The sequence below is a fragment of the Nocardia sp. NPDC055321 genome, from assembly GCF_053645575.1.
Window position 1 is genome coordinate 54,254 of sequence record NZ_JBSHMS010000006.1, and the last position, 25,577, is coordinate 79,830.

The window sequence follows — 25,577 nt, forward strand, 5'->3', positions numbered from 1 at the left end:
CCCGCGCCCGTGTCGATCGTGCGCGGGGCAGCGACTACTTCACATTTCTACGCAGTACGGGTACCAGCTTCTCGAGCAGGACCTGTTCGGATCCGTCCGACCACTGTCGCATTGCGGCGACAGCCGCCGGGTCGTCGAGGACCAGAACAGTTGCCGTGGTAGCGGAAATGCCACTGGGCAGATTCACCAGGCCGCCTCCACCTGCATCGCTGTCGCTACGGACTGCGAGCACATATCCGGAGGTCGCGCGCTCCATCGCTTTGTACTGAGCCGTTGACGACGATTCGACAGGTCGGGGGTTGGGCTCGTCACCTTGGCGTGAGTAGCCCGCGTTGTAAATGAAACCCAGACCTTCCAGGAACTGTGCCTGTGGCCCCGGGCTGAGTTGGATATTCACGGTCGCGTTGTAACCGCTCCTGCCCGAAATATCGACGATCATGATGGTCTTGCCCGCGAAGGCGGGATTTTGAGCCTTGGCGTCGGGCAGCGTCTTGGGTGCGGCGACGACCGTCGAGGTTGTGGATCCGCCGGTCGTGGACGGAGAGTCGCCCTGCATTGCCCAGATCCCCACTCCTGCGGCAAGTGCCAGTGCCGTAGCCGCGGCGGCGCCGATCAGCAGTGGGCGCTTCGCGACCGCTGCCTTCGGGGGCTGAGTAGTGGCCGTTCCGGTTCCCGTGAACTGCGCGCCCGTTGTCGTGCGTGGATCGGTCGTGGTGGTCGGATGCCGTGATGCGAGCGGTAGCGTTTGCAGGTTGAGACCTGAAACGCCGTATTCGAGAGCAGATTTGAGTGCAGTCGTGAACTCGTGGCAGTTGTCGAATCGATCTGCCGGATCCTTCGCCATCGCGACCGCCAGCACTTCGTCGACCGCTGGCGGCAAGCTGCTGTCGACGGCGGTCGCACGCGGAACGGGCTCGTACAGGTGACCCATCATCACCATCGCCGGTTGTGTTCCGGGGTAGGGGTTTTGACCCGTCACCAAACGGAAGAACGAACAGGCGAGACTGTAGACGTCGGCGCGATGGTCTACATGCTGGCCGCTGAGCTGCTCCGGCGAGGCGTAGGCGATTGTCGCGACGAAACTGCCGGCCTGGGTGAGCTCGTTGGTGTCCTCGGTGGACTTGGCGACGCCGAAATCGGTGAGCAGCACCCGCTCTTCGCCGCCGTCACCGTGCGAGAGCAGGAAGTTGGCTGGTTTGATGTCGCGGTGCAGCATGCCTCGGCGGTGCGCATGATCCAGACCGCGCCCGACTTCGCTGACGATGTGCAGTGCACGCCACGGAGTCATGGATTGCGGCTGCTTCTTGGCGGCGTCGGAGGCGTCGATGCCGTTGACATACTGCATGGCGATCCACAGCTGGCCGTGGTCCTCACCGCGGTTGTAGATCGAGACGATGTTCGGATGATCAAGTGCCGAAGCGAGATTCGCTTCACGCTCGAATCGGGCGCGGTACTCGGCGTCTTGGCTGTACTGGGTACTCAGCACTTTGAGCGCGTCGCGTCGTGGCAGCTCCGGATGCTTGGCCAGATAGACCGTTCCCATACCGCCGGCGCCGATCACCCGCTCGATGCGATATCCCCCGACCAGAGAACCCGGGCCGATGCTCATTTTCGATTCCTACGATCGTCGAACCGCATGTCTGACTTCCCCCACCGTTACCGCTGACTGGTCGAACGTACTACTGGTCGGAGAGTGTACTGGCCGACACTGGTCGGCTGTGCAGTGTGCAATCTCCGCTGCCGTTCGGCATTGCTACTTGACCGATGTGCTCAGAATAGGAACGAGCTTCTCCAACAGGACGTCTTCCGAGGCCGGGGTCCACTGCCGGAGGGCTGTCACCGCGACGGGGTCGTCGAGAACGATGACGGTCGCTTTCGAGGAGAGCAGAAAGTCCGGGAGATCCACCAAGCTGCCGCTGCCCGCCTTCGGGTCGCTTCTGGCGATGAGAAGGTAGCCGGAGTTCATGCCGTTCAACTGCTTGGTCGTCGTGTTGGAAACCGGGCGGGGGTTCGGCTCCTCACCATCACGACGGAAGTCAGGGTTGTAGCGGAAGCCCAGCTTCTCCAGGAAGTCCGACTGAAGGCACGGGCTCAGTTGGACGGTCAGAGCGGCAGCACGATCGTCAGGGTTGCTTTCCGACACGTTCACCAGCGAGATCCGCTTTCCATCGAACGCGGGATTCTGGGCACGTGCCTGATCAATGCTCTTCGGAGGGGTCGATGTGGCCGAAATCGTTGTGCCGGTGTCGTCGCTGACGTTCGCCCAGATTCCGATACCTGCTACCACAGCGACTGCCATCCCGACGGCAGTGAACAATAGCCGTTTGGCTGTTCGGGTTTTCCGAGGATCAGGTCCGGGGTGCTCTGTCCCGTTCGTGCCGCGCGAGAGTGGAGGAGCATCCGCGAAAGCGGGTACGTCCCGGGGGACAGTTCGCTCATCGAAGGCCGAAGGCCTGTGCTCCAGCGCGGATTTCAGCGCGGCGGTGAAATCGTGGCACGTGTCGAAACGAGCCGCGGGATCTTTGGCCATGGCGGTGGCCAGTACCCGGTCGACGGCCGGTGGCAGGGCGGGATTCAGAGCGCTCGCCTGCGGCGGCGGCTCGTTGAGGTGGCCCACCATAACCATGGCGGGCTGTGGGCCGGGATACGGGTTTCGCCCGGTCGCCAGCCGGAAGAACGAACACGCCAGACTATAGATATCGGTGCGATGATCGAGGTGGCCACCACTCAGCTGCTCGGGTGAGGCGTATGCGATTGTGGCTACCAGGCTGCCCGCCTGCGTTATTTCCGTGGTGTCGTCGTTGGCTTTCGCGACTCCGAAATCGGTCAGCAGCACTCGCTCATCGTTGCCGTCTCCGGCCGAGAGCAGGAAGTTCGCCGGTTTGATATCCCGGTGCAGCATGCCCCGGCGGTGTGCGTGATCGAGACCACGCCCGATTTCACCGACGATGCGCAGGGCACGCTCGGGTGTCATCGTCTGCGGGGACCGGGCCTGGGCGTTCGCGGCGTCGACCCCGTCCACATACTGCATGGCGATCCACAGTTGACCCCGGCACTCGCCTCTGGTGTAGATCGAGACGATATTCGGGTGATCCAGTGCCGCAGCGAGATTCGCTTCACGTGCGAATCGCGCTCGATAGTTCGGATCGCGACTGTACTGCGGGCTCAGCACCTTGAGGGCATCGTATCGAGGCAGTTCCGGATGCCGAGCCAGGAACACGGTGCCCATACCGCCAACACCCAAGGGCCGCTCGATGAGATACCCGTCGACCAGGTCTCCCGGTCCGATGCCCATGTGATTCCTCAGAGATACTGGCTTTTGGCGAGCAACGCGTACTGTGCCGCGGCTCGTTGTTGAGCGTCGGCCAACTGGGTGCTGGCCACCCTGGCCACATAACGGTCGTAGCGGATGTTGCAGTAGAAGCGGCCGTTGTCGTTCCACGCCGGACGCAACCCTCTACTGCGTTCGGGCTCGGGATTTTCCTTGCAGACCACATCTCTGGTGTTGGCGGGGGGATCCACCGACTTCGGCAACTGATCATTGATCGCGGACCACAGGGCTTCCGCAGCCTCGCTGTCACGGGCGCGCAGTAGCAGCGCAGCCGAAACCGCTATGTGGTCTACGCCGGAGTCGTCGAGCAACTGCTTCCAGGCTCGTTGATCTGACACGTAGTGCAGCCAGCCGCGGGGGGTGCGGGTGATCTGTCCGTCGGGGTCCGGTGCAGGGTTGTCGCCTTCGGTCAGGGTTCGGCGCAGCATCGACTGCGGATCGTAATCCTGGTGCAGTGAGTCGCGGGCACTGAGCGGTGGGGACTGATTCAAGAGCGCCAGCTGAGCCGTGAATACTCGCTGGATCAGGTCCTTGAGGCCGGACTCTTCCGGATTTGGTTGCTGGGCATAAACATTGATGAAGTACTGCCCATACGCCATGGTGGCCGCCATGGACGGCACACCGGGCCGCCAATGGGCTCTTGCGGCCGGCTGCCCGTCGAGGGTGACACGGACATTCTGACTCGCTGCGATGTCGAAGTCGGCCTGCTCCACCTGTTCGGCAGCAACCTTCGCGCGTTGATCGTCCGGGAACTGGAGCACCATCACGCTGAAGGACGTCGCTTCGGGACGATTGGTCGTTCCCAGTCCGAATGGGCTGAATACGTCGGACCCATCCCACGCCTTATCGACGATCGGCGGGTGTGTGCTCGACGATGCCATGAACCCGAACATCATGCCGTTGGTTGCCAGAATCGTTTCGGCCGCCGATACCAGCAGAAATCGTGTCAGGGCGGGCTGGGTGATCGATCGGGCCGAAAATCCATTCGTGAATTTCGGGTCGACGTCCGGGCCGATGACGACGGAGTCGGCCAACCGTCCCAACGCAAGAGAACGGCCGTATGCCGCGCTGTGCTGGTAGGTCCCCCGATACTCCAGCGGATCGGTCTCGTACTTTCCGACGACCAACGAACGTATGTCGACTTCTCCGGGACCTGCGGCGCCGTCGATCTCGCCGCCGCAGGCCGCGAGAACAACGGCGAGGGCGAAGGTGACAATCGTGTTTCCGGCTGTGCGGCAACGCTTCCCGATGCTCAACTCGATCGTCCCTACTTGTCGTTCGCGAGGATGGCGTACTGCGCGGATATCTGCTGGTACGCCTCCTGCACCTGATCGGCCCTGGTATACGCTGCGTACCGGCCTTGCGAGACGTAGCAGTCGAAAGCGAACACATTCCAGGCTGGACCGTGGTACTTGAAACACCGCGCTGTCGGTAGACCCGGTGGCGAATCGATCCGCACTCGGAACTTGTTGACCGACACTTCGTCGATATATGTCTCGGCAGCCGCGGCATCACGGGTGCGGACGAGCATGCCCGCGCCATAGCTGACGCTGTCTACCCCCGTCCTGTCGAACAAGGCGCGTGCCTTGTCCTGGTCGGTGCGGCGATGGAGTTCGCCGACTGCGCTCAGGACGCCGTTGAACTTGGTTTCCACCGCCTCCCTGGGGAGGATCGGGAGAGTGATTCGGACCATTTTCGACGGGTCCAGCGCCTGGCTTGTCAGCTTGTCCGGAGCGGTAGCAACGAACTTGCTCAAGCGGTCGGCGGTGGCGGCGATCGTTCTGTCCGACAGGGACAGCAGTCCGGGTTGATCGGAGATTTCCAGCTCGAAATTCTCCGGGTGCCGCACAAGCGTGTTGATCACGAATCTGCCCGTCGCGTACCAGGAGGCAAGAATCTGGTTCTTCGGCTTCCAGATGACCTGGGCGGTTGGATACTTCGCCGAAGCGGTCGGCTCGGGGGGAGTCTGATTGTTGTTCTTGTCGTAGTCCAAGCTGGTGAACCCGGAGCGGGCCAGCGCGACCGCAGCGGCAGCAGCGGCGCTGTCACTCTCGAAGATCATGACATTGTTTGTCAGCGCGTACGAGAGACTTTCGCTCTGATTCGATTGTGCGGTGGTGAGAAACCCGCCGATCAGGCCGACCGTATCGGAATCGAAGTTCTTCCCGTCGATCCAGCTCAATTCCACCGTGGGAGTCAACGATGCCAGATTCGTGTACGACTTTCCTCGACCGGATCCGTAGGTCAGCGCGGGATCGATGTCCTTCGGTAGCGGTATGACCTCGCCCAATCGGAGGGCTTCGAGATTTCGGGCCGCGGCTGTGGGGTTGAAGGGTGCCGGGTCCTGCGGTGTCGTTGTGTAGCCACCGGTGTCCAGCTTGCCGAGGTCGATCGCGGGAAGTGCTGCGGACGCATCGGAATCCGAGCCGCATCCTGTGCTGACAAGCACCGACAGCGCGAGGGTTGCGCATCCCAGGGCACGTAGCGCTCTGCCCGCCAGTTTGTTCGGGCCATGGTCGATCAGCATGTCGAGAATCCCCCCACAGGTACCAGACAATCGGCACTTTTTCTTATGGCTTGCAGAGTGTACTGGTCGGTACCGATGCCCTGCTCATCGTGTTCCGCGTCGTCCGTCGGACTGGATGTCTTTCGTCTGATGGCAATCGCACGAGCCCCTCACATGTACTCGCTCTTGGCCAGCAGCGCGATCTGCGCGGATGCACGCTGCTGGGCATCGGTGAGCTGGGCGCTGGCCACCCGGGCCACATACCTGTCGTAGCGAATGGTGCACAGGAATCGGTCGCTGGCGTCCCAGGCCTGCGAGACGTTCACAGCAGGTCTCGGCTTCGGGTTCTCTGCGCACGTGACATCACGGGAGTTCGGTGGAGCTTCGACCGGCAGGGCTTGCAAGGCGTCGATCGCCGTGTGGAGAGATCGCGCCGCATCGGAGTCGAGCGCCCGGAACAGGATCGCGGTCTTCTTGGTCGTGGCGATGTAGTCCACGCCGCTGGACTCCAGCATTGGCTCCCACACCCTTTGCTCCGGCACGAAATGCAGCCAGCCACGGGGCGTTCGGATCGCGTTGCTGTCGGCGTCCACCGCGAGGCCGTCGTTCAGACTCAGCGTCCGGCGGGCGATACCGTGGGGATCGGGAGGTTGGAGCAGTGAGTCGCGGGGGCTCAGAACCGGCATCCGCTCCAGCAGGGGGATCTGGGCCGCGAAGACCCGCTCGGCGAGGCTCTTCAGTTCCGGCAGGTCCGCGGTCGGCTGTTGGACGAACACGTTGATCAGGTGGCTGCCGTACGACACCGTCGCGGCCAGGGACGGGACGCCCGGCCGCCAGTGCGCTCGGGCCGTGGGCACGCCGTCGATGGTCACGCGGGCATTCACGTCGAGCGCGACATCGAAGTCGGCGGCCTCGATCTGTTCGGCCGCGGTCCGGGCACCGTCGTCATCCGGGAACCGCAGGACAGTGATATTGAACGACTTCGCTTCGGGATTCGTGTCCGCGCCGCCGAACGGCTTGAAGTTGCCGGTGCTGTCGTAGTACGTGGTGTCGACCAGGGGGTGGGTGCTGGCGGCCGCCGAGAAGCCGTACAGCATTCCGGTCGCTTCCAGAATGGGCTTCGCCGCCTCGGTCAGCACATTTGTCGTATGTGTGGGTGTGGGAAGGAGTTTGGACAGCAGGCCGTGTGCGAACTTCTCGTCGACATCCGAACCGATGACGACGTGGTCGACCAGGCGGGAGAAGTCGAGCATCTCGCCGGCCGCGACCGAGTGACGGGACTTGCCTCGATACTCTGCCGGATCGGTGTTGTAGTTACCCACGTCCAGCTGCCGGATGTCGATCTCGCCGGGGGAGGGGAAGCCCTCGATGTCGCTGCCGCAGGCGGCTAGTGACGCCGCTAGGACGAGCGCGCCCACGACCCTGACGTGCCGCCGATGTGCGTGAATCCACATGGGTTCGCCCTACCTGTCGTTCGCCAGGATCGCGTACTGCGCGCTGACGCGCTGGTACGCGTCTTGCAGGTGGTAGGACCACACCTGGGCCGCGTAGCGGCCGTAGGAGACGTAGCAGTTGTAGGGGAACTCATTGGTCGCCGGGCCTCGATACTTGAAGCACAGGGCCGTCGGGAGGCCCGGTGGCGGGTCTATCCGTTGCTGGAACTTGTTGGCGGAGAGTTCGGTGATGAACGTTCGGGCGGCCGGGGTATCCCGGGTTCGGGTCAGTTCGCCCGCGCCGTAGCCGATGTAATCGACTCCGGCCCTGTCGAATATCGCGGATGTCTTCGTGTCGTCCACCCAGCGGTGCAGGGCCGCGCGGGCCGTCAGCGCGCCGTCGAAGGCGGCGGCGGTCTTGTCGCCGTTGGGGCGCAGCAGAGTCAGGCGCATCATGCCCTGGGGGTCGATCGGGAGGGCCATGAGATTCTCGACCGGTGTCGGTTCGAACCTGCCGAGGCGGTCCGAGGTGACGGTGATGGCTTTTTCGGTGAGTGCCACCAGCGCCGGCTGGTCGGAGATCTTCAGCTGGTAGTTCACGCTGTCGCGGACCAGGGTGTTGATCACGTATTTCCCGGTCGCGTACCAGGACGCCAGGGTCTGCGAACTGGGGATCCAGGACATCCGGGCGGCGGAATACTGCTGGGGGACCGCCGGTTCGGCCCTGCTGTTGTCGTCGAAACCCTTGTGGGCGAGCGCGATCGCGGCCGTCTCCGCGGCGGCTTCGCTCTCGAAGAGCATGGCGGCCACGGTGATCGAGGACGCGACATCCGAGTCCTCGTGAGAGCGCGCCGAGGTGGAAAACCCCCCGACCAACCCCGCCGTATTGGCGTCGAACTCCGTCTTGTCCAGCCAGCCGAAAACGTACTTGCCGTCGAACGAATCGGCGGCGGTGAACGGCCCGCCGCCGGTCGAGCCGTAGGTCATGGCCGGGTCGATCTCCTGCGGCAGCGGCATCGCGTCGCCCAGGCGCAGGGCCTCCAGAGTGCGGGCCATGCGGGCGGGGTTCTTCGCGGCCAGTACCTGGGGCTTGGTGTCGTAGGCGCCGGTGTCCAGCTTGCTCAGGTCGATGTCCGGAACCGGTTCGGCCGCAGTGGAGTCCGAGCCGCAGCCCGCTGTCGCGAGAACCGAGGCGGCCGCGGCGCACGCGAGAGCCGCGCGCAGACCTCGTCGCGCCGGCCCCCGCCGGGCATCGGTGTACCGCATGTGTGTCTTCCCCCGAACCGCTTATCCGGTCGTTTGTCCTACCGGCGTCGTGAGTCTACTGTCCCGCCCCGAGATCAGTACCGAGCCGCCGGCTGCGCCGCCCCGATGTACCGCTGCTCCGCCGGAGTCGTGACCAACTGCGCGGTGGTCTTGGTGGCCGGGGTGTGCACGGTGACCGTGTGGGGTGCGTTGCGGTGCTGCATGATCGTCACGTCCGCGTCGGGCTGGTAGCCCGGGGGAACGCCCTGGTGCAGGGTGACCACGGTCGCCGAACCCGGGGGAGCGGTGGCCGGGACGCCATCGAAGACGATCACGGTCGCGGCCGGGTTGGGGGTGCGGGCGGTCATCGTGCTGTGGCGCGAGCTGTGGGTGACCGAGGAGGCGAGCGAGAGAGCGTGGGAGGCGCCGACATTGGCGATCATGTGCTGCCACGCGCCGGGGCGCGCGGTGTGCACCACCGCGCCCGCGCCCAGGGCGATGGCGCGCAGGATGACCTGCTGCGCCAGGTGCAGGTCGGAGATGATGTCGATGCGCCGCGAGCCGTTGCCGATCAGGGGCACGGCCACGCCGCTGCCGGTGGCATCCGCGCCGATGAGCTGACCGCAGCCCGCGGTCGGCACCGCGATCTCCGACAGCGCCTCGATCGGGCCCTGATAGCCGCTGGGCCGGATCTCCTGTGCGCCATAGGAAAGGATGTCGGCCAGGGCCCAGAGCTGGCGGCGGGGGAGTTCGAGCAGACCCGGAACGGGCGGCTCCTCGACCGGCTGCTGGGTGTCGTAGCGGACACGGGCGTCCACCTCGATGGCCTCGAACCGCGCGTCGGCGTCGGCGGTCGGGCGCAGGCGCACGGTCACCGTGGTGGCCAGGCTGCGCACCGCCCAGATCTTGGCCAGGCCGTCGAGACTGAACAGCTGCGGATCGATCTGGAAGCTGGTGAGGTGAATGCCGTTGTGCTCGAGTGAATCCGGGTGCTCGGTGAACTCCTCCAGCGGAATGCCGCGGGTGAGTTCACGACTGGCCAGGGTCATTTCGGCGGTGGTGAGCACCGAGGCCGTGATGCCGCGGGCGGCAAGGCGATTGGCGACCCGGCGGGTGCCGATGATCGCCGAGCGCAGCGCGCCCTCGGGGCCGCCGCCGCGATTCTGCACCGCCTTGTTGTTGGTGAGCGGGTTCAGCCGCAGCACCAACCACACCGTGCGGTGCGCGATAGCCGGTAGCGGGCCGAGGATCTCGTCGTACAGGTGGCCCAGCGGGGCGATGCTCGACGCGTAGCCGGACAGCACCGCCTCGGTGCTCGCGGTGCGGGTGCCGTTGCTGATCACGTCGACCGAATCCAGCTCGACGTCGTACTGCCGCAGGCACGAGGCGATCTCGGCGAGCGGCAGCACCTGGTCGGTGCTGAGCGAGCCGCGGCGCAGCAGCGTCAGGGTGTCCGGCGGATTGTCGATGCGCAGCATCGTGGTGAGCAGGGTTCCGTCCCAGCGCAATCCGTAGCTGCCGCCGTCGGGCAGCGGCACGTCGAACTGGGTGCCCTCCTCGAAATCGGCGCGCATGGCCTGGCGCCAGCGGAAGCCCGCCCAGCGGCCCAGGCGCAGCCCGATCGGCACACCCCGGAAGGGCGCCAGGAAGATCAGCGCCGGAATGATCCCGGCGAGCGCCGCCGCCCACCACGGGCCGTCCAGCATGACGGCGATGAGCGAGGTGAGCACGCCGAACAGCGCGACCGGAATCACCAGTCGCAGTGGCAGATTGCGGAACAGCCACATCTCGTCCGACCGCAGTTCGGCCGGCGGCCGCGGCGGTGCGGGCGGCTGTTCCGGAGGCGCCTGCGGCGCCGGACGTTCAGGTGTAGCGACCCCGGATCCCCGGTTCGGGAAGTCGTTCACAGGTGTTCCCCCCTAGCTCTAACCTACTGCCGAGGCCAAGCCGAGCGAGGTGAGCATGGTGGCCAACGCAGCCTTCATATCCGGTGCTTCGATTCGCATGAGCACCGCCTCGTCGACCGCGCTCAGATCGATGGATTCGTCGTTGGCCAGCCGGAATTCGCGCTCTTCCTCGGCTGCCTCGATGAGGTTTCGAATGAACCGGCCGTTGCCGGCGACGTCGACGCCCCGGCGGGGCTGGCCGCTCTGATCGGTGCTTTCCAGCTCGTACAGCCGGCGGCAGGTCTGCACCAGCTGTTCCAGCGCCTCGTCCGAGAGCTCGGAATCGCGCTTGTTCGAGATGACCCGGCCGATGTCGCCGAGCTCCTCTGCGGAGTAGGACGGGAACTGCAGGCGCTTGGCGAAGCGCGAGGACAGACCGTCGTTCGCGGCCAGGAAGCGGTCGATCTCACCGTCGTATCCGGCGATGATCACGACCAGGCGGTCGCGGTCGTTCTCCATGCGCGCCAGCAGCGTGTCCACCGCCTCGCGGCCGAACGCGTCACCGCCGGACAGACCCTGCTGGATCAGGGTGTACGCCTCGTCGATGAACAGCACGCCGTCCATGGCCGAGTCGATCAGCTTCTCGGTCTTGATCGCGGTCGAACCCAGGTGCTGGCCGACGAAGTCCGAGCGCTTGGACTCGATCACCTTGTCGGTCTTGAGGATTCCGAGTCCGCAGTAGATCTTGGCGACCACGCGGGCGATGGTGGTCTTACCGGTTCCGGGCGGGCCGGTGAAGGCCAGGTGCTGGCCGCGCGCGGAGCTCGACAGGCCCTTCTCGGCGCGGATCTTGGCCAGCTGCGCGCTCGACTGCAGCTTGGCCACCTGGGTTTTCACCGCGGTGAGACCGATCTGCTTGTCGAGTTCGGCACGCGCCTCGGCGAGCACCCGCTTGGCGCGATCCTCGTGTTCGGCCTGCTGCTTCTCCGCGAGCGAGGGCGCCGACGCCGGATCCCACTTGTCGGTGCGGGCGTCGATCACCTCCTGGGAGGTGATGGTGATGCGGTAGGTGCGGTCGCGCATCGCCGCAGCGTTGGCCTCGAAGTCCGGGGCCTGGGAGTAGACCTTCTCGAACAGCGACTGCGCCTCGTCGGCGTTGCCGGATTCGCGCAGGCTCAGGCCGCGGCAGAACATGGCGGCGGTGCGCGCGGCCGGAATCGGGCCCGCCTCGGCCTTTTCCATGCGCCGGATGGCCTCGGCGAACAGGCCGAGCTGCGCGCAGGCTGTGCCGACCATCACATGGGCGCCGGCCGCCAGGTACGGGTCCTCCCACTCGGCCGAACCGGCCAGAATGGTCATGACATCGGGCCAGCGCTGGGTGTTGTAGTGCAGGATGCCGCGAATGTAGCTGGTGATTCGCCCATCGACCGCGAAGTCCGGATCCGAGGTGCGCCCGCGCCGGTATTCCTCGAGCTCGTCGAGCACGCGCTCGGCCTCGTCGAACTGCTTGTCCGCGATCAGATGCGCGGCATAGGCCAGGTGGATCTCGGTGTAGCTGGCGAGGGGGTAGTCGATGTACAGCCCGGGCAGGAAGCGCCCGGCCATCACCCGCGGCTGCAGGCCGAGGCGGCGCTGTTCGCGCGACAGGGTCTCGGAGCTGGTCTTGTAGAGGTTGTACAGAACGTCCTTGGTCACCTCACCGGCGACGGCCCGGCCGAGCCAGGCGTCGCACATGGTGGGATCCCACTCGGTCGCGCGCTGGAAGGCCAGCTTCGCGTACTCGAGGTCCCGATTCGATTCCTGTCCGTCGATGCTCAGCCCCAGAGACAGCACTCCGGCATCGAAGGCGCGCTGGGCCTGGCGAGTGTCGATCATGCTGCTCGAACCCCGAATTCGTTGAACCTGGTTAGGCTTTCGTTCACAATCCCCAGCCACACGTGCTCTTCGCACAGTTGCGGACAGTCGGATACATTATGGTTATCCGCCCGGGGTGGGCAACTGTGGAGACGTTAGGGGCAGTTCAGCAAGTGACAACAGCACCTTCGCTCGGCGGCCTGGGAGCCGCCGAACCCGAATTGTGCCGAGTGTCCGTCATCGGGGGGAATACCCAGCTCGACGTCGGGCTGCCGGCAAACACGCCAATCGCAGCATTCATCGACGATCTCGTAAAATTGATCGAATCCCGCAACCCGGAGCCACTGGGTAGCGAAGACGGGGGAACACCACTTCAGCCGCAGCACTGGACGCTGGCCAAACTGGGCCGCGACATGATCTCGCCGAGTCAGACGCTCAACGACGCCGAGATCTTCGACGGTGAGCTGCTGGTGCTGCGCGCGGTCGCCGCGAAGGAAGCGCCCGCGCTCTTCGACGATGTGATCGACGCCGTATCCCGGCTCACCGCAGAGGAATTCCGCGGCTGGTCGGCGGGCTCGGCCCGCTGGACCGGCCTGGCGGCCGCGGTCTTCGCGACACTGTTCGCGCTGGTACTGGGTGCTTTCGCGCGCGGCGCGGGTGACGCGTTCGTGGCCGCGGCCATGTTCATGGGCGGGGCCATCGCGGCGCTGGTGGCCGCGGTCATCACCGAGCGCAAGTACCAGGACGAACTCACCGCCACGGTTCTGACGCTGCTCATGCTGCTGCTCACCTTCGGCGGCGGTGCACTCATGGTGCCCGGCGACCTGGGCAGTCCGAACGCCCTGCTCGGGGCCACGGCCACGCTGCTCATGGCGATCGTCGGATACCGGCTGATCCGCGTGGGCGCGGCCGTCGTCGCGGCGGGCGTGACACTATCGATCCTGATCGGCGGCGCCGCGGCGGTCCGCATGATCTGGGACGTCGGCATGTCCCAACTCGGCGGCGGCGCACTGGTCGTCGCGCTGATCGTGCTGTCGTCCGTGCCGCGCCTGGCCGCCACCCTGGCCCGGCTGCCGGTGCCGCCGGTGCCCACCGCGGGCGCCGCCATCGACCCGGCCGACCACGAACCGCGGCCGACCATCGAGGGCATCGGCGCCATCGGCGCGACCGTGCTGCCCTCGGCGCACGGGCTCGGCATTCGCGCGCGCACCGCCAACCAGTTCCAGACCGGCATGGTGATCGGCAGCACGCTCGGCGCGGTCGCCGGAGCGTTGCTGGCGGCGGATCCGCTGGGATCTCCGCGCTGGCAGGGGATCACGCTGGCCGTCGTGGTCGCCATCATCCTGTGCCTGCGGGGGCGGTCCTTCGCCGACCTCACCCAGGCCTGCGTGCTCATCGTCGGCGGCATGAGCACCTTCGCGGGACTGCTGGTGCTGCTGGCGCTCAGCGACAATCACAAGCTGTTGCTCTCGGCCGGATTGCTGCTCATCTTCGCGGTGTGCGCCATCGGGTTCGGGGTCATCGGCCCGCACATCGAGGTGACCCCGGTGCAGCGGCGCTTCAACGAGATCTTCGAATACGGCCTGATCGTATCGATCATCCCGCTGGTGCTCTGGCTCACGGGCGTCTACTCGATGGCGCGGAACATATGAGCGGGCGCTTCACGAACTGGGCCCGGGTGGCCTGCGCCACAGCCGTTCTCGGCGCCGCCCTGATGGGGCCGGCGGCCGGGGCCGGTGCGCGGCCGCTCGCGACGGTCTCGCCGCCCACCGCCGATCTCGGGCTGCTCGGCGAGGCACAGGGCTTGAGCGGCAAGCCTGCTCCGCTGGTCACCACCGAGAAGCACGGCATCTGCATCGAGGGCACGGTCGGCACCGCGGTCGACACCAGCGACGGCCGAAAGGTCAAGCCGGACGGCATCGTTCCGCGCGACGAACCGGTCTCGCAGAAGGTGCTCAACCTGCCCGCCGCGTGGAAGTTCGCCACCGGCAAGGGGCAGAAGGTCGCGGTCATCGACTCCGGGGTGAACCGGCATCCGCGCCTGCCCGCGCTGCAGGCCGGCGGTGACTACGTCGCCGACGACTCCGACGGCACCTGGGACTGCGACGGGCACGGGACGCTGGTGGCCGGGATCATCGCCGCCAGGCCCAGCCCCGACGACGGTTTCGTCGGCGTCGCACCCGACGCCGAGATCCTCTCGATTCGCCAGTACAGCATCGCGTATCGGGAGAAGGACAAGAAGGGCGACGCCGCGCCGGGCAGCATCACCGACAGCGGATACGGCAGCACCCTGACCATGGCCGCGGCCGTGGTGCGCGCGGTGGACATGGGCGCGACCGTCATCAACATCTCCGAGGTCGCCTGTTCGGCGGCGTCAGGCGACAGCGCGGACGGCTCGCTCGGCGCGGCCGTGCGCTACGCCTACGAACGCAACGTGGTCGTGGTCGTGGCGGCGGGCAACACCTCCAACAAGGGGTGCGGCACACAGAATCCGGGCAACGGCGGCTGGGGACAGGTGAGTACCGTGGCCACCCCGGCCTGGTTCACGCCGTACGTGCTCAGCGTCGGATCGGTGCAGGACACCGGCGGGCCGTCGAGCTTCAGCCTGTACGGGCCGTGGGTCGGGGTCGCCGCGGTCGGCACCAACATCGTCTCGCTCGACAACAAGCCGGGTGGCACGGGGCTGATCAACGGATTGCCCGGGGACAAGGGCGGATTCGTGCCGATCAACGGCACCAGCTTCGCCGCGCCCTACGTGGCCGGGCTCGCCGCGCTCATTCGCGAGCAGCATCCCGAGTACTCGGCGCAGCAGGTCATGGATCGCATCACCCGCACCGCGCACGGTCCCGGCACCGGCCGGGACGATCGCATGGGCTACGGGCTCATCGATCCCCTCGCCGCGCTGACCGCGAAACTGCCCGCACAGCACGTGAGTACGGGCGCCGATCAGGCCTTCATCTTCCCGGAGCCGCAGACGCCGGAGGGGCCCGCGCGGTTCCCCCGTCTCGTGGCCGTCATCGGGTCCATCGTCTGCCTCGCCGCGCTGGGAATCGGTCTCGCGATCTCGATTCCGTTCCGCCGCGCGCACCGCGACGACGAGCTGCCCGACCTCGATTAGCAAGGACCGGAGAAACATCCATGGCTACCGAAGGATTCGTACGCAGGCCACGTATCGCCCCGCCCCGCGCACCCGGCGGTGAACTCGCGCTCACCGCGCCACCGGAGATTCCGCGCGCGGTGCCCGCACCACTGATCCAGAAGCTCATGCCGGTGATCATGATCATCGCGATGATCGGCATGATCGCCATGATGGCGATGATGGGCCGGTCGATCCTGACCAACCCGTTCATGATGATGTTCCCGCTCATGATGGTCATGTCCATGGCCGGCATGTTCATGGGCCAGCGCGGCAACAACAAGGGCTCGGCCGAGCTCAACGAGGATCGCAAGGACTACTTCCGCTACCTGGACCAGACCCGGCGCGAGGTGCGGCGCACCGCGCAGAAGCAGCTCGAGACGCTGGTCTGGAGTCACCCGGAACCGGCGGATCTGCCCTCGGTGATCGGCACCCGGCGCATGTGGGAGCGCAGGCCCAACGATCCGGACTTCGGGCACGTGCGGGTCGGCATCGGAACCCACCGGCTCGCGGCCAAACTCGCGCGGCCCGAGACCGGGCCGCTCGAGGACCTCGAACCCGTCTCGACGGTGGCGCTGCGCCGGTTCGTGCGCACCCACTCGGTGGTGCACCACCTGCCGACCGCGGTGTCGCTGCGCGCGTTCCCGGCGATCAATGTCGAAGGCCCCGTGGAGGATTCGCGGGCGCTGGTGGCGTCGATGATCATGGAGCTGACCGCGTTCCACGGACCCGACCACGTCGCGGTCGCCATCGTCTGCGCCGAACCCGACGATCCGGCCTGGTCCTGGGCGAAATGGCTGCCGCACATTCAGCATTCGACCCACCGCGACGGTATGGGCGCGGTCCGCATGATCTATCGCTCGCTCGGGGAGCTGGAGACCGCGCTCGCGGAGGATCTGCTCGAACGCGGGCGGTTCATGCGCAACCCGCAGCCCACCGCGGGACGCCTGCACCTGGTCGTGGTCATCGACGACGGCTACGTGAACGGAACCGAGCGGCTCATCAGCGAATCCGGGCTGGACGCGGTGACGGTCATCGACCTCAGCGCCGTCGACAACAGCCTGGCGGCGCGGCGCGGGCTGCAGCTGGTCGCCGCCGACGGCGACGTGTTCGCCAAGAGTGCTTCCGGCACCGAGAAATTCGCCACCGCGGACATCGTCACACGGGCGCAGACCGAGGCGTTCTCGCGCAGTCTGGCGCGCTTCCGCATCGCCACCGCCGCGCAGATCGTGAGCCTGGGGGACAGCACCGGCGCCGCCGATCCGGGACTCATGGCGCTGCTGAAGATTCCGGACGCGGCGCAGATCGACGCCTCCAAGGTGTGGCGGCCGCGTGCGGGGCGTGAGCGGCTGCGGGTGCCGATCGGCACCACGCCCGACGGCACCCCCGTCGAGATCGACATCAAGGAATCTGCCGAGAACGGTATGGGCCCGCACGGGCTGTGCATCGGCGCGACCGGTTCGGGTAAATCCGAATTCCTGCGCACCCTGGTGCTTTCCATGGTCGCCACGCACTCGCCGGATCAGCTGAACCTCGTGCTCGTCGACTTCAAGGGTGGTGCGACCTTCCTCGGTCTGGACCCGCTGCCGCATGTCGCGGCGGTCATCACCAACCTCGAGGAAGAACTCGATCTCGTCGACCGTATGCGCGACGCGCTCGCCGGTGAGATGAACCGGCGGCAGGAATTGCTGCGCACCGCGGGCAATTTCGCGAACGTCACCGACTACGAGAAGGCGCGCGCGGCCGGTGTCCCGCTGGATCCGCTGCCCGCGCTGTTCGTGGTCATCGACGAGTTCTCCGAACTGCTCTCGCAGAAGCCGGATTTCGCGGACCTGTTCGTCATGATCGGCCGCCTCGGGCGGTCGCTGCACGTGCATCTGCTGCTGGCCTCGCAGCGCCTGGAGGAGAACAAGATGCGCGGGCTGGACGCGCATCTGTCCTACCGCATCGGCCTGCGGACGTTCTCCGCCAACGAATCCCGCGCGGTACTCGGTATCACCGACGCGTACCACCTGCCGGGTGTCCCGGGTGCGGGCTATCTCAAGAGCGACGCCTCGGATCCTTTGCGGTTCAACGCCACCTACGTGTCCGGGCCCTACGTCGCGCCGCGCGCGGTGCGGCAGGCCGACGGCACCGCCGTGGCCGAAGCGCCGCCGCGCGAGTTCATCGCCGGGCCGGTGGAGCAGCTGGCGCTGCCCGCGCCCGAACCGAGCCTGGACCCGCTGGATCTGCTGCCCCCGCCGCCCGCGGCGGACGAGGGTATTCCGGACAGCCTGCTGCAGGTGGTCGTCAAGCGGCTCACCGGGCACGGGCGGCCCGCCCACGAGGTGTGGTTGCCGCCGCTCGAGGAATCGCCGACCGTGGACATGCTGCTGCCCGACCCGGATTGGCGCTCGCCGGTCAACCGGCACGGACAGCTGTGGATGCCCATCGGCATCATCGACAAGCCGTACGAGCAGCGGCGCGATGTGCTGCAGATCAATCTCGCGGGCGCACAGGGCAATATCGCCGTCGTCGGTGGTCCGCAGGCGGGTAAGTCCACCACGCTGCGCACCATCATCATGGCGGCCGCGGCCACGCACACCCCGGAGCAGGTGCAGTTCTACTGCCTCGACTTCGGTGGCGGCAGCATGGCGGGTCTGTCCGGACTGCCGCACGTGGGTTCGGTCGCCAACAAGCTGGATGTGGATCGGGTGCGGCGCACCATCGCCGAACTCAGCACGCTGCTGCACCAGCGCGAGGAGCGGTTCGCGCAGCTGGGCATCGAGTCCATGGCCGAGTACCGGCGGCGCAAGCACGCGGCGCTGGCGCAGGGGGCACACGATGATCCGCTGCTCTCGGACAAGTACGGCGACGTGTTCCTGGTCGTCGACGGCTGGGCGGTGCTGCGCGAGGAGTTCGACACCCTCGAATCCGCGGTGACCCAGCTCGGCGCGCAGGGTCTGTCGTACGGCATCCACGTCATCCTCGGCACCTCCCGGTGGGCCGAGATCCGGCCCGCCATCAAGGACCAGATCGGTACCCGTATCGAGCTGCGCCTGGGTGATCCGTCGGATTCGGAGATGGGCCGGCGCATCGCGGTGAACGTGCCGCTGAACCGGCCGGGTCGCGGTCTGACCGCGGACCAGCTGCACATGCTGATCGCGTTGCCGCGCTTGGACTCCGACACCAACGCGCAGAACCTCGGTGAGGGCGTGGCCGCGGCCAAGGCGCAGATGCAGGCGATGTACGGCGATCGGCGGGCGCCGGAGGTGCGCATGCTGCCGCAGAACATCCACCGCGAGCAGGTGCTCGAGATCGCGCGGGCGCACCGCGTGCAGCAGGGGCCGACCAAGATCGTGGTCGGGCTCGGCGAGGCCGAATTGGCCCCGCTGGTCCTGGATTTCGGCGCCGACCCGCACCTCATGGCCTTCGCCGACGTGGAGTCCGGCAAGACCACGCTGCTGCGCAACATCATTCACGGCATCGCGGAGAGCTCCGACGCCACGCAGGCCCGGGTCATCCTGATCGACTACCGCCGCACGCTGCTCGGTGCGCTGGAAGGCGATCAGCTGGCCGGGTATTCGACCTCGTCGCAGACGTCCGGGCCGATGATCCAGGAGGTGGTGAACTACCTCTCCAAGCGGATCCCCGGCTCGGACATCACCCCGCAGCAGCTGCGCGAGCGCAGCTGGTGGAGCGGTCCGGAGATCTACATCATCATCGACGACTACGACATGGTGGCGACCGGCGGCCTGACCAATCCCCTTGCCCCCCTTGTCGAGTACCTGCCCCAGGCCCGCGACATCGGCATGCACGTGATCATCACCCGCCGGATGGGCGGTGTCTCGCGCGCCCTCTACGACGGCGTCCTGGGCGCGATGAAGAACATGTCGGTCGACGCGCTGCTGATGAGCGGGCCCCGCGACGAGGGCAAGCTGATAGGCGACGTCCGCCCCTCGAAGCTCCCCCCGGGCCGCGGGATCCTGGTGTCCCGCTCCCGCGGGCAGGAGATGGTGCAAATCGCCGAGCTCCCGGGGCTGTAGGCGTTGATCATCCGACCCGGCGCCACCCTCGGCGGGTACTACATCGAACGGGTGCTGGGCAGCGGTGGGATGGGGACGGTCTATCTGGGCCGCCATCCCACCCTGCCCCGCTACGACGCGCTCAAGGTGTTGTGGCCGCATCTGGTCGACGATCCGGAGTACCGGGCGCGGTTCGAGCGGGAGGCCAATCTCGCGGCGGCCCTGGATCATCCGAACATCGTGTCGGTGCAGAACCGGGGCGAGGATGCGGGCTGCCTGTGGATCGCACTGCAGTACGTGAACGGCACCGATGCCGCCGCCGCGCTCGAAACCGCACCCGCCGGGTTGGCCCCCGCACGGGCGTTGCGCATAGTCACCGAGATCGGCCAGGGGCTCGATCACGCGCACCGCGCCGGGCTGCTGCATCGCGATGTCAAACCCGCCAACTTCCTGCTGGCGCCCCAGTCGCACGGTGACGAGCGGGTGCTGCTGGCGGACTTCGGCATTGCCAAGCCGTCGGGCGACGCCACCGAGTTGACCCGGACCGGGACGTTTCTGGCGACGGTCGCCTACGCCTCGCCGGAACAGCTTTCCGGGGGCGATTTGGACTCGCGCACCGACGTTTACAGCCTGGGGGCGTCGTTCTATCGGCTGATCACCGGGCAGCCGCCCTTTCCCGGGACCCAGGCCATGGTGGTGATGACCGCCCACCTGCAGAAGCCGCCGCCTCGAATCACCGCGCTGCGGCCCGATCTGCCGCTCGCACTGGACGACGTCCTGGCTCGTGCTCTAGCCAAGGATCCGGCAGACCGGTATGGCACCTGCCTCGAGTTCACCGATGCAGCGGCGGCGGCGCTGGCCGGCGCGCCCACGGGCACGTCGGAGACCGCGTCCCCGCCCAGCCCGCGTGCCGGCTCGAACGGAAGCGCATCCAAGGGGTCCTCTGCCCCGGCACAGTTCGCTGAACTCGCCACCGAGCGAGCGGCCGCGCAGCAGCCGGCAGAGCCGCCCAGAACGGGTGTGCGCCCCTTCGCCAGGTTGGTCAGCGCCGACGATGTACACGTGCAGCCCGATCCGGACCGCACGATGCGCAATCCCGACCAGACAGCGCTGAATTCGGCATCGGGAGATTTCGATCCGCTGCGCACCGTGATCCGCTCGACTCAGATGGGATTCGGCTCGGCCGGAACAGGGGTGGCCGATGCCCCTCCGCCATCGGTTTCGGCCGCACCCGCTCGTACCCGCGGGGTCCGGTGGGCCTGGGGGCTCGGTGCGGCGATTCTGGCTGTCGCGGTGGCGATCACGGTGGGCACCCGGATGTCCGCTGGCAACGACAACGCGGTGACGGAGAAGTCGCCGAGCTCGGTAGCCCCAGCGGAACCGACCGCGGCGCTCGCGTCGATGGTGCTGCAGAATCCGTGCCCGCTCCTCACGCCGTCGTTGCGACAGCGCTTCGGTCTGGCCATGAACGCGTCCGCGGTCAATACCGAGACCGAGCGCAAGTGCTCATGGCAGACCAATTCGGACACACCGGCCGTCACCATCATCATCGGCCTGCCGGATCCCGTGCTCTCGGAACGGTTCCGGCCCAATGTGGTGGTCGCGGGCAGCGCCGACGGTGCGCGTGCCTTCGCCGCCGCGAGTACCAGCCCGCGCAGATACCCGACCTGCTCCATCGAGTGGCTCGCGTCGTTCGGTTATGTCCGTATAGCGATGCAGGACAATCGGACCAGCCTCACCGAAGCCGAACTGTGCACGTCCGTCGAGGATCTGACCGACCAGGTGTACCCGGCCATCGGTCGCTGATCCGCCGTTCACCCCGCGTGCAGCTGTTGCTGCACCGTCGCGGAGATCGGGAGGGGGGTCAGTCTGCGGGTCGAAACCCAGCTCGACGTCGGGCGTTCGAACAGGGCGCCGGACGGGCCAGTCGCCTCGGGGCCGGCGAACCGGGCCTGGCGGAAGCCTGCGCGGACGTAATAGTCGTGCAGGGCCGTGTTCGTCGTCCAGGCGTCCAGGCGGACCCAGTCGCGGTGGGTGCGGGCGGCGATCATCGCGGCGTGCTCCAGGAGCGCGTGGCCTATGCGATGGCCCGCGAACCGGAGGTCGACGATCATGTAGTGGACGATCACGGCGTCGGCCAGTTCGCCGGGGGACCAGAGACCTTCGTCGGCGCGGTCGTTGACCGTGATCGTGCCGGCCACCTCGCCGTCGATCTCGGCCATCCAGGTCTCGCCGTTGCCGACGGCGCGGGCCACCGAGCGGACGAAGGTCTCTATGGGCAGGCCTCGGCCCGCACGGGTCCACTGGTCACTGCCGCGAGCGGCCAGCCAGGACGTACGTTGCAGGCGGAACCGGGTGATGGTCCCGATATCGGAGAGGCGGGCCGGGCGGATCAGTGGGGTCATGAGGAGCCGGGTAGCAGCGAACTCTCGAAGGAGTGGGAATTGGCGGGAGGCGGCGGGGCGCCCAGGGTCTTGCGTATGACGTCGGTGCCCTCGTCGTCGCCCAGCTCGTAGGCGAGGCGATTGCGGGCCGCCGTGGAGCGATGACGGGTCACGCGGGTGATGCGTTCGTGGTTCGCCCCGATACGCAGATGGTCCAGCAGGATCGTGCCGGGACCGACGCCGAGCACGGCCGCCTCCTCCGCGGTCGCCGGGCGCGCCACGACGGTGTCGCGATGCGCGGTCTCGGCGTACCCGCGCTCGGACAGCCGTCGCGTGGTGCCCTCGGGGATGTCGTGCGGTACATCGATGCCGGTGGCCTCGGCGAGGTCGCGTGGATAGAAGCTGACCTCCCAGGACCACGGCTCATTGTCCAGGTACTGCATGACGGTTCGTGACACGACCCAGGCATCCCTTTCCACGCCGAGCCAGTGGGCAACCTCCGGACTGGCCGGTTCCATTCTGGCAGTGAACTGTTTGGATGGTTCGCGCCCGGCTGCCCGGGCGATCTCTACGAAGATATCGTGTGCGGCCCGCGGCCGGTCGGGTCGAACATGGTTGGTGACAACCGATTCGAGCACCTCTTGACTGCGGACGATCGTGCCTCTGGAAGTTGCTGTGTAAACCAAGTTCTCGGCGACCAGGAGTTGAATCGCGTTGCGAGCGGTTGTGATCGAAACCTGCATCTGGTCGGCCAGCTCGTTGTGGCTCGGAAGTCGATCGCCCGGCTTCCACTTACCGGCACGGATCTCCTCGCGGAGGAGGTCTGCGATCCGTTGGTATCTCGGACCGTCCGCCATCTCGCTCCTCGGTTGTTGCTTCAAGGCCCCGAAGTCTACTCCGGGTGCCGAATCGCCGCGTAAGGCTTGACAGGGACATTCGGAGGTTTATTGTAATGAACGTCCTGGATGCGTGTTGTACGTTCATGAACGCGAGGCAACGTGGCAGGTTCGGAGACATCAAATACGGTAGTTGTGGCGCTGCCCGACGTGTGCGAGCAGTACGCGGACGTCGTCGATACGCAGGGCTTGACCTCCGGGCTATTGCCGACCTCCGACCTACTTTTGCGCGCCTGCCGCGGTCACCGCGTCATCGGCGGGCCACTGCTGTGGTTCGCCCATGACCTCGCGGTGCTGCACGAGCGGCGCATCGTCGGTCGCGGCGGCGTCGGTCAGGAGATGGATCCGGCCGCGATAGTCGAAAACAAGCGTCGGCGTGTCGAATTGGTCATGGCCATCGACGACTGGATCGTGCGCTCGGTACCCCAGCACCGGCTCGGGGCGACCCTGCACACCGAAACGGTCGGATCGGTCATCGATCGCTTGGCCGAGGCGTCGATCCGCGCGCACCACGCGCTGATGACGCTCGACGCCAACGACGAGATGCTGCATGGTGCCTGGCACCATTTGGCTGAATTGTCTGATGCTTACGACGATCTCGTGCGCGACGTGCTCGCCGGCAGACGTCGGCTGCCCGCCTGGTAAAGGCCCCTGACGGTCCCGTCGGAACCTCGAGGGTGGGATCCGGCGGGACGATTCACCGCGCTGCTCGTTCGGCTCCCGGGTGTTGGGCCCGGGAGCCGAACGGTCAGCCGTGTCTGCGGTGGTCCGTCGCGAAGTCGTCGGCCACGGTCGCGGCGAGCTCGACGTAGGCGCGCTTGGTCTCCTTGCCGAGGCGGGTCAGGTCGATCTCCGCGCCTTCGGACAGGTGGCCGTCGTAGGGGATGATGTGGACCGCGCGGCAGCGGGACAGGAAGTAGTCCCGAAGCTGGTTGATGCCAACGGTTTTGGAGCCGGGGCGCGGGAGGTTGATCACCACCACGGCGTTGCGGACCAGGTGGTCGTGGCCGTGCAGGGACAGCCAGTCCAGGGTGGCGGCGGCGCTGCGGGCGCCGTCGATCGCCGAGGACGAGATCAGGACCAGCGAGTGCGCCAGGTCCAGTACGCCGGCCATGGCCGAATGCATCAGTCCCGTACCGCAATCGGTGAGGATGATGTTGTAGAAGCGCTGCAGGATGCGGGCCACCGAGCGGTACTCGTCCTCGCTGAACGCTTCCGAAGCCGCCGGATCACGCTCGCTGGCAAGCACTTCCAGGCGGCTGGACGCCTGCGAGGTATGCCTGCGCACGTCGGAGTAGCGCGTGATCGAGGGGTCCAGGAGCAGATCCCGCACCGTCGAACGGGTCTGCAGCGCCACCCGCTGCGAGAGGGTGCCGAAGTCCGGGTTCGCGTCGACCGCGATGACCCGGTCGCCGCGGATCGAGGAGAAGATCGAACCCAGGCCCATGGTCGTGGTCGTCTTGCCGACACCGCCCTTGAGCGAGAGCACCGCGATCCGGTAGTCGCCGCGCACGGGCTGCCTGATCCTGGCGACGAGTTCCTGCAGTCGGCGCTCTTCCGCGGACATACCGGGATTGATGGCGCCGCCCGAAACATGGTGCACGGCTTTGCGCCAGCCCGAGCCGGGGGCCTTCTTGGCGCGCCGCAGCGGGACGTCGTCCAGCGACGGTGGCTGGGCGCCGCCGTACTGCACGGGCGCGCCGGGCGTGGCGTATCGCGGGCCCTGCCCGGGGCCGTGTGCTCCGGAAGCGCCCGGGCCGAAGCCCACCTGCCCACCGGGGCCCTGGTAGCCGTGCTGCGGCGAATTCGACTGTGGTGCGGCGGCATCCGGCCCGGGGCCGTACTGCTGCGGCGCGAACTGGCCATCCGGACGGCCGGAGGCACCCGGCCCGTAGGACGGCTGCCCGTTGGGTCCCTGGCCCGCCTGCGCGGGATCACCGAACTGCTGTGGCTGTCCGGCGCCGGCTGTCTGCCCGGTGGCCGGATCGGCCGACGGGCCCTGCCCGTAGCCGACCGGTGCGCCGGAAGCGTCCTGTGCCGCCTGCTGGCCCGGAATGCCCCAATTGGCCTGTGCCGGATCGGGTCCCGGTTGCTGCGGCGCGGCTCCGGTCGCCGCGCCGTTGGGCTGCGCCCAGCCCTGGGACTGGGGCGCACCCTGCCCGCCGGTGGCTGGCATCTGGTGCTGCCCCTGCTGCCCGTCGCCGGGCCCCGGACCGTACGCGCCGCCCTGTTCACCTGTGGGAGGCATCTGCTGCGCGGCCGGGTGCGGACCCTGCGCCCACCCGCCGGTCGACGGACCGCCATGCGGAGCGGGCGCGCCGCCCTGCTGCGCCCAGCCCTGCTGCGGCGCGCCGTGGGGCTGCTGCTGCCACGAACCCTGCTGCGAGCCACCGAAACCCGGGCCCTGGCCCGGTCCTCCGGTCGCCCCCGGCCCGTACCCCGTCGCGGGGTCGCCGGGCCAAGGCTGCTGCGGCGCACCCGGGAATCCGCCCTGCGGACCGTACGGTGCACCCGAGGCGCCGCCCTGCGGCCCGCCGTCGGGACCCGGTGCCTGCCCGGGGATTTCGCCCCACTGACCGCCGTCGGGGCTGTACGCCCCACCCGGGAATCCGCCGTGCGGGCCATACGGTGCACCACTCGTCGGCCCCTGCTGCGGCGCACCGGGGAATCCACCCTGACCGTCGGCCGGCTGCTGCTGTCCCGGCATGACGGAAGACTGCTGCGCGGCAGGCGAGCCCGCCTGTCCTGCGGAACCACCCGCGGGATTCGCCCAAGCCCTGTTTCCGCCCTGCGTCCCGTCTCCGGACTCGGACCACGAATCGTCCCGCCCCGGCGCCCGGTGCGACTCCGCACCCCCGGGGCCGTGCACGGCCCGATGCCTGCCGGTACTGGTAGACGCGTT

General features: G+C 67.4%; 16 protein-coding genes. 5 read left to right on the plus strand and 11 right to left on the minus strand.

The window, feature by feature from the left end:
• Window positions 1-34 precede the first annotated feature (34 nt).
• The 8 genes from ACWIGI_RS11605 to eccA form a co-directional block, all read right to left on the minus strand.
• Window positions 35-1,609: a serine/threonine-protein kinase gene (locus ACWIGI_RS11605; protein WP_454202318.1), complete on the minus strand. Its 1,575-nt coding sequence runs from the start codon at window positions 1,607-1,609 to the stop codon at window positions 35-37.
• A gap of 144 nt (window positions 1,610-1,753) precedes the next feature.
• Window positions 1,754-3,295 (minus strand): serine/threonine-protein kinase, encoded by a 1,542-nt coding sequence (locus ACWIGI_RS11610; RefSeq protein WP_454202319.1) that lies wholly within the window; start codon window positions 3,293-3,295, stop codon window positions 1,754-1,756.
• 8 nt (window positions 3,296-3,303) lie between these two features.
• On the minus strand, window positions 3,304-4,587 hold the full coding sequence (locus ACWIGI_RS11615; protein WP_454202320.1) for a DUF7373 family lipoprotein: 1,284 nt from the start codon (window positions 4,585-4,587) through the stop codon (window positions 3,304-3,306).
• 11 nt (window positions 4,588-4,598) lie between these two features.
• Window positions 4,599-5,858: a DUF7373 family lipoprotein gene (locus ACWIGI_RS11620; RefSeq protein ID WP_454202321.1), complete on the minus strand. Its 1,260-nt coding sequence runs from the start codon at window positions 5,856-5,858 to the stop codon at window positions 4,599-4,601.
• A gap of 149 nt (window positions 5,859-6,007) precedes the next feature.
• Window positions 6,008-7,291 carry a DUF7373 family lipoprotein gene (locus ACWIGI_RS11625; RefSeq protein ID WP_454202322.1) on the minus strand — a complete coding sequence of 428 codons (1,284 nt, stop codon included), beginning with the start codon at window positions 7,289-7,291 and terminating at the stop codon, window positions 6,008-6,010.
• Between the two features lie 9 nt (window positions 7,292-7,300).
• Window positions 7,301-8,536, minus strand: coding sequence for a DUF7373 family lipoprotein (locus tag ACWIGI_RS11630; protein WP_454202323.1), 1,236 nt, complete (start codon window positions 8,534-8,536; stop codon window positions 7,301-7,303).
• Between the two features lie 74 nt (window positions 8,537-8,610).
• Complete coding sequence (eccE, locus tag ACWIGI_RS11635; protein WP_454202324.1) at window positions 8,611-10,422, minus strand: type VII secretion protein EccE; 1,812 nt, start codon at window positions 10,420-10,422, stop codon at window positions 8,611-8,613.
• 18 nt (window positions 10,423-10,440) lie between these two features.
• The gene (eccA, locus tag ACWIGI_RS11640; protein WP_454202325.1) at window positions 10,441-12,276 is read right to left on the minus strand and encodes a type VII secretion AAA-ATPase EccA; all 1,836 of its coding nucleotides are present in this window, start codon (window positions 12,274-12,276) and stop codon (window positions 10,441-10,443) included.
• A gap of 98 nt (window positions 12,277-12,374) precedes the next feature.
• Between eccA and eccD the strand changes: the two genes are divergently transcribed.
• From eccD to ACWIGI_RS11660, 4 genes are read left to right on the plus strand one after another with little or no spacing between them, the layout of a single operon-like run.
• The gene (gene eccD, locus ACWIGI_RS11645; RefSeq protein WP_454202326.1) at window positions 12,375-13,907 is read left to right on the plus strand and encodes a type VII secretion integral membrane protein EccD; all 1,533 of its coding nucleotides are present in this window, start codon (window positions 12,375-12,377) and stop codon (window positions 13,905-13,907) included.
• Window positions 13,904-15,373: a type VII secretion-associated serine protease mycosin gene (mycP, locus tag ACWIGI_RS11650; RefSeq protein WP_454202327.1), complete on the plus strand. Its 1,470-nt coding sequence runs from the start codon at window positions 13,904-13,906 to the stop codon at window positions 15,371-15,373. The genes eccD and mycP overlap by 4 nt, the downstream gene beginning before the upstream one ends.
• 20 nt (window positions 15,374-15,393) lie before the next feature.
• Window positions 15,394-19,416, plus strand: a complete 4,023-nt coding sequence (gene eccCa, locus ACWIGI_RS11655; RefSeq protein ID WP_454202328.1) for a type VII secretion protein EccCa — start codon at window positions 15,394-15,396, stop codon at window positions 19,414-19,416.
• Window positions 19,417-19,419: 3 nt separating this feature from the next.
• A complete protein-coding gene (locus ACWIGI_RS11660) occupies window positions 19,420-21,201 on the plus strand; it encodes a serine/threonine-protein kinase (RefSeq protein WP_454202329.1) in 1,782 nt (593 codons plus the stop codon).
• An 8-nt stretch (window positions 21,202-21,209) separates the two neighbouring features.
• Here ACWIGI_RS11660 and ACWIGI_RS11665 read toward each other — a convergent pair whose 3' ends face one another.
• Window positions 21,210-21,800, minus strand: a complete 591-nt coding sequence (locus ACWIGI_RS11665) for a GNAT family N-acetyltransferase (protein WP_454202330.1) — start codon at window positions 21,798-21,800, stop codon at window positions 21,210-21,212.
• Complete coding sequence (locus ACWIGI_RS11670) at window positions 21,797-22,636, minus strand: GntR family transcriptional regulator (RefSeq protein WP_454202331.1); 840 nt, start codon at window positions 22,634-22,636, stop codon at window positions 21,797-21,799. Before ACWIGI_RS11670 ends, ACWIGI_RS11665 begins: the two co-directional genes overlap by 4 nt.
• Window positions 22,637-22,810: 174 nt before the next feature.
• On the opposite strand from ACWIGI_RS11670, the gene ACWIGI_RS11675 reads away from it, so the two are divergent.
• Window positions 22,811-23,320, plus strand: coding sequence for a DUF4254 domain-containing protein (locus ACWIGI_RS11675; protein ID WP_454202332.1), 510 nt, complete (start codon window positions 22,811-22,813; stop codon window positions 23,318-23,320).
• 103 nt (window positions 23,321-23,423) lie between these two features.
• Here ACWIGI_RS11675 and ACWIGI_RS11680 read toward each other — a convergent pair whose 3' ends face one another.
• Complete coding sequence (locus ACWIGI_RS11680) at window positions 23,424-25,382, minus strand: nucleotide-binding protein (protein WP_454202333.1); 1,959 nt, start codon at window positions 25,380-25,382, stop codon at window positions 23,424-23,426.
• Window positions 25,383-25,577 lie beyond the last annotated feature (195 nt).

Excerpts from the sequence above, each read along its gene's own strand:
- ACWIGI_RS11620 (WP_454202321.1), bottom strand. The coding sequence starts at position 5,858 with ATGCTGATCGACCATGGCCCGAACAAACTGGCGGGCAGAGCGCTACGT.
- ACWIGI_RS11630 (WP_454202323.1), bottom strand. The coding sequence starts at position 8,536 with ATGCGGTACACCGATGCCCGGCGGGGGCCGGCGCGACGAGGTCTGCGC.
- eccCa (WP_454202328.1), top strand. The coding sequence starts at position 15,394 with ATGGCTACCGAAGGATTCGTACGCAGGCCACGTATCGCCCCGCCCCGC.
- ACWIGI_RS11610 (WP_454202319.1), bottom strand. The coding sequence starts at position 3,295 with ATGGGCATCGGACCGGGAGACCTGGTCGACGGGTATCTCATCGAGCGG.
- ACWIGI_RS11605 (WP_454202318.1), bottom strand. The coding sequence starts at position 1,609 with ATGAGCATCGGCCCGGGTTCTCTGGTCGGGGGATATCGCATCGAGCGG.
- eccD (WP_454202326.1), top strand. The coding sequence starts at position 12,375 with ATGGTTATCCGCCCGGGGTGGGCAACTGTGGAGACGTTAGGGGCAGTT.
- eccA (WP_454202325.1), bottom strand. The coding sequence starts at position 12,276 with ATGATCGACACTCGCCAGGCCCAGCGCGCCTTCGATGCCGGAGTGCTG.
- ACWIGI_RS11670 (WP_454202331.1), bottom strand. The coding sequence starts at position 22,636 with ATGGCGGACGGTCCGAGATACCAACGGATCGCAGACCTCCTCCGCGAG.
- ACWIGI_RS11665 (WP_454202330.1), bottom strand. The coding sequence starts at position 21,800 with ATGACCCCACTGATCCGCCCGGCCCGCCTCTCCGATATCGGGACCATC.
- mycP (WP_454202327.1), top strand. The coding sequence starts at position 13,904 with ATGAGCGGGCGCTTCACGAACTGGGCCCGGGTGGCCTGCGCCACAGCC.
- ACWIGI_RS11680 (WP_454202333.1), bottom strand. The coding sequence starts at position 25,382 with ATGCCGGGACAGCAGCAGCCGGCCGACGGTCAGGGTGGATTCCCCGGT.
- ACWIGI_RS11625 (WP_454202322.1), bottom strand. The coding sequence starts at position 7,291 with ATGTGGATTCACGCACATCGGCGGCACGTCAGGGTCGTGGGCGCGCTC.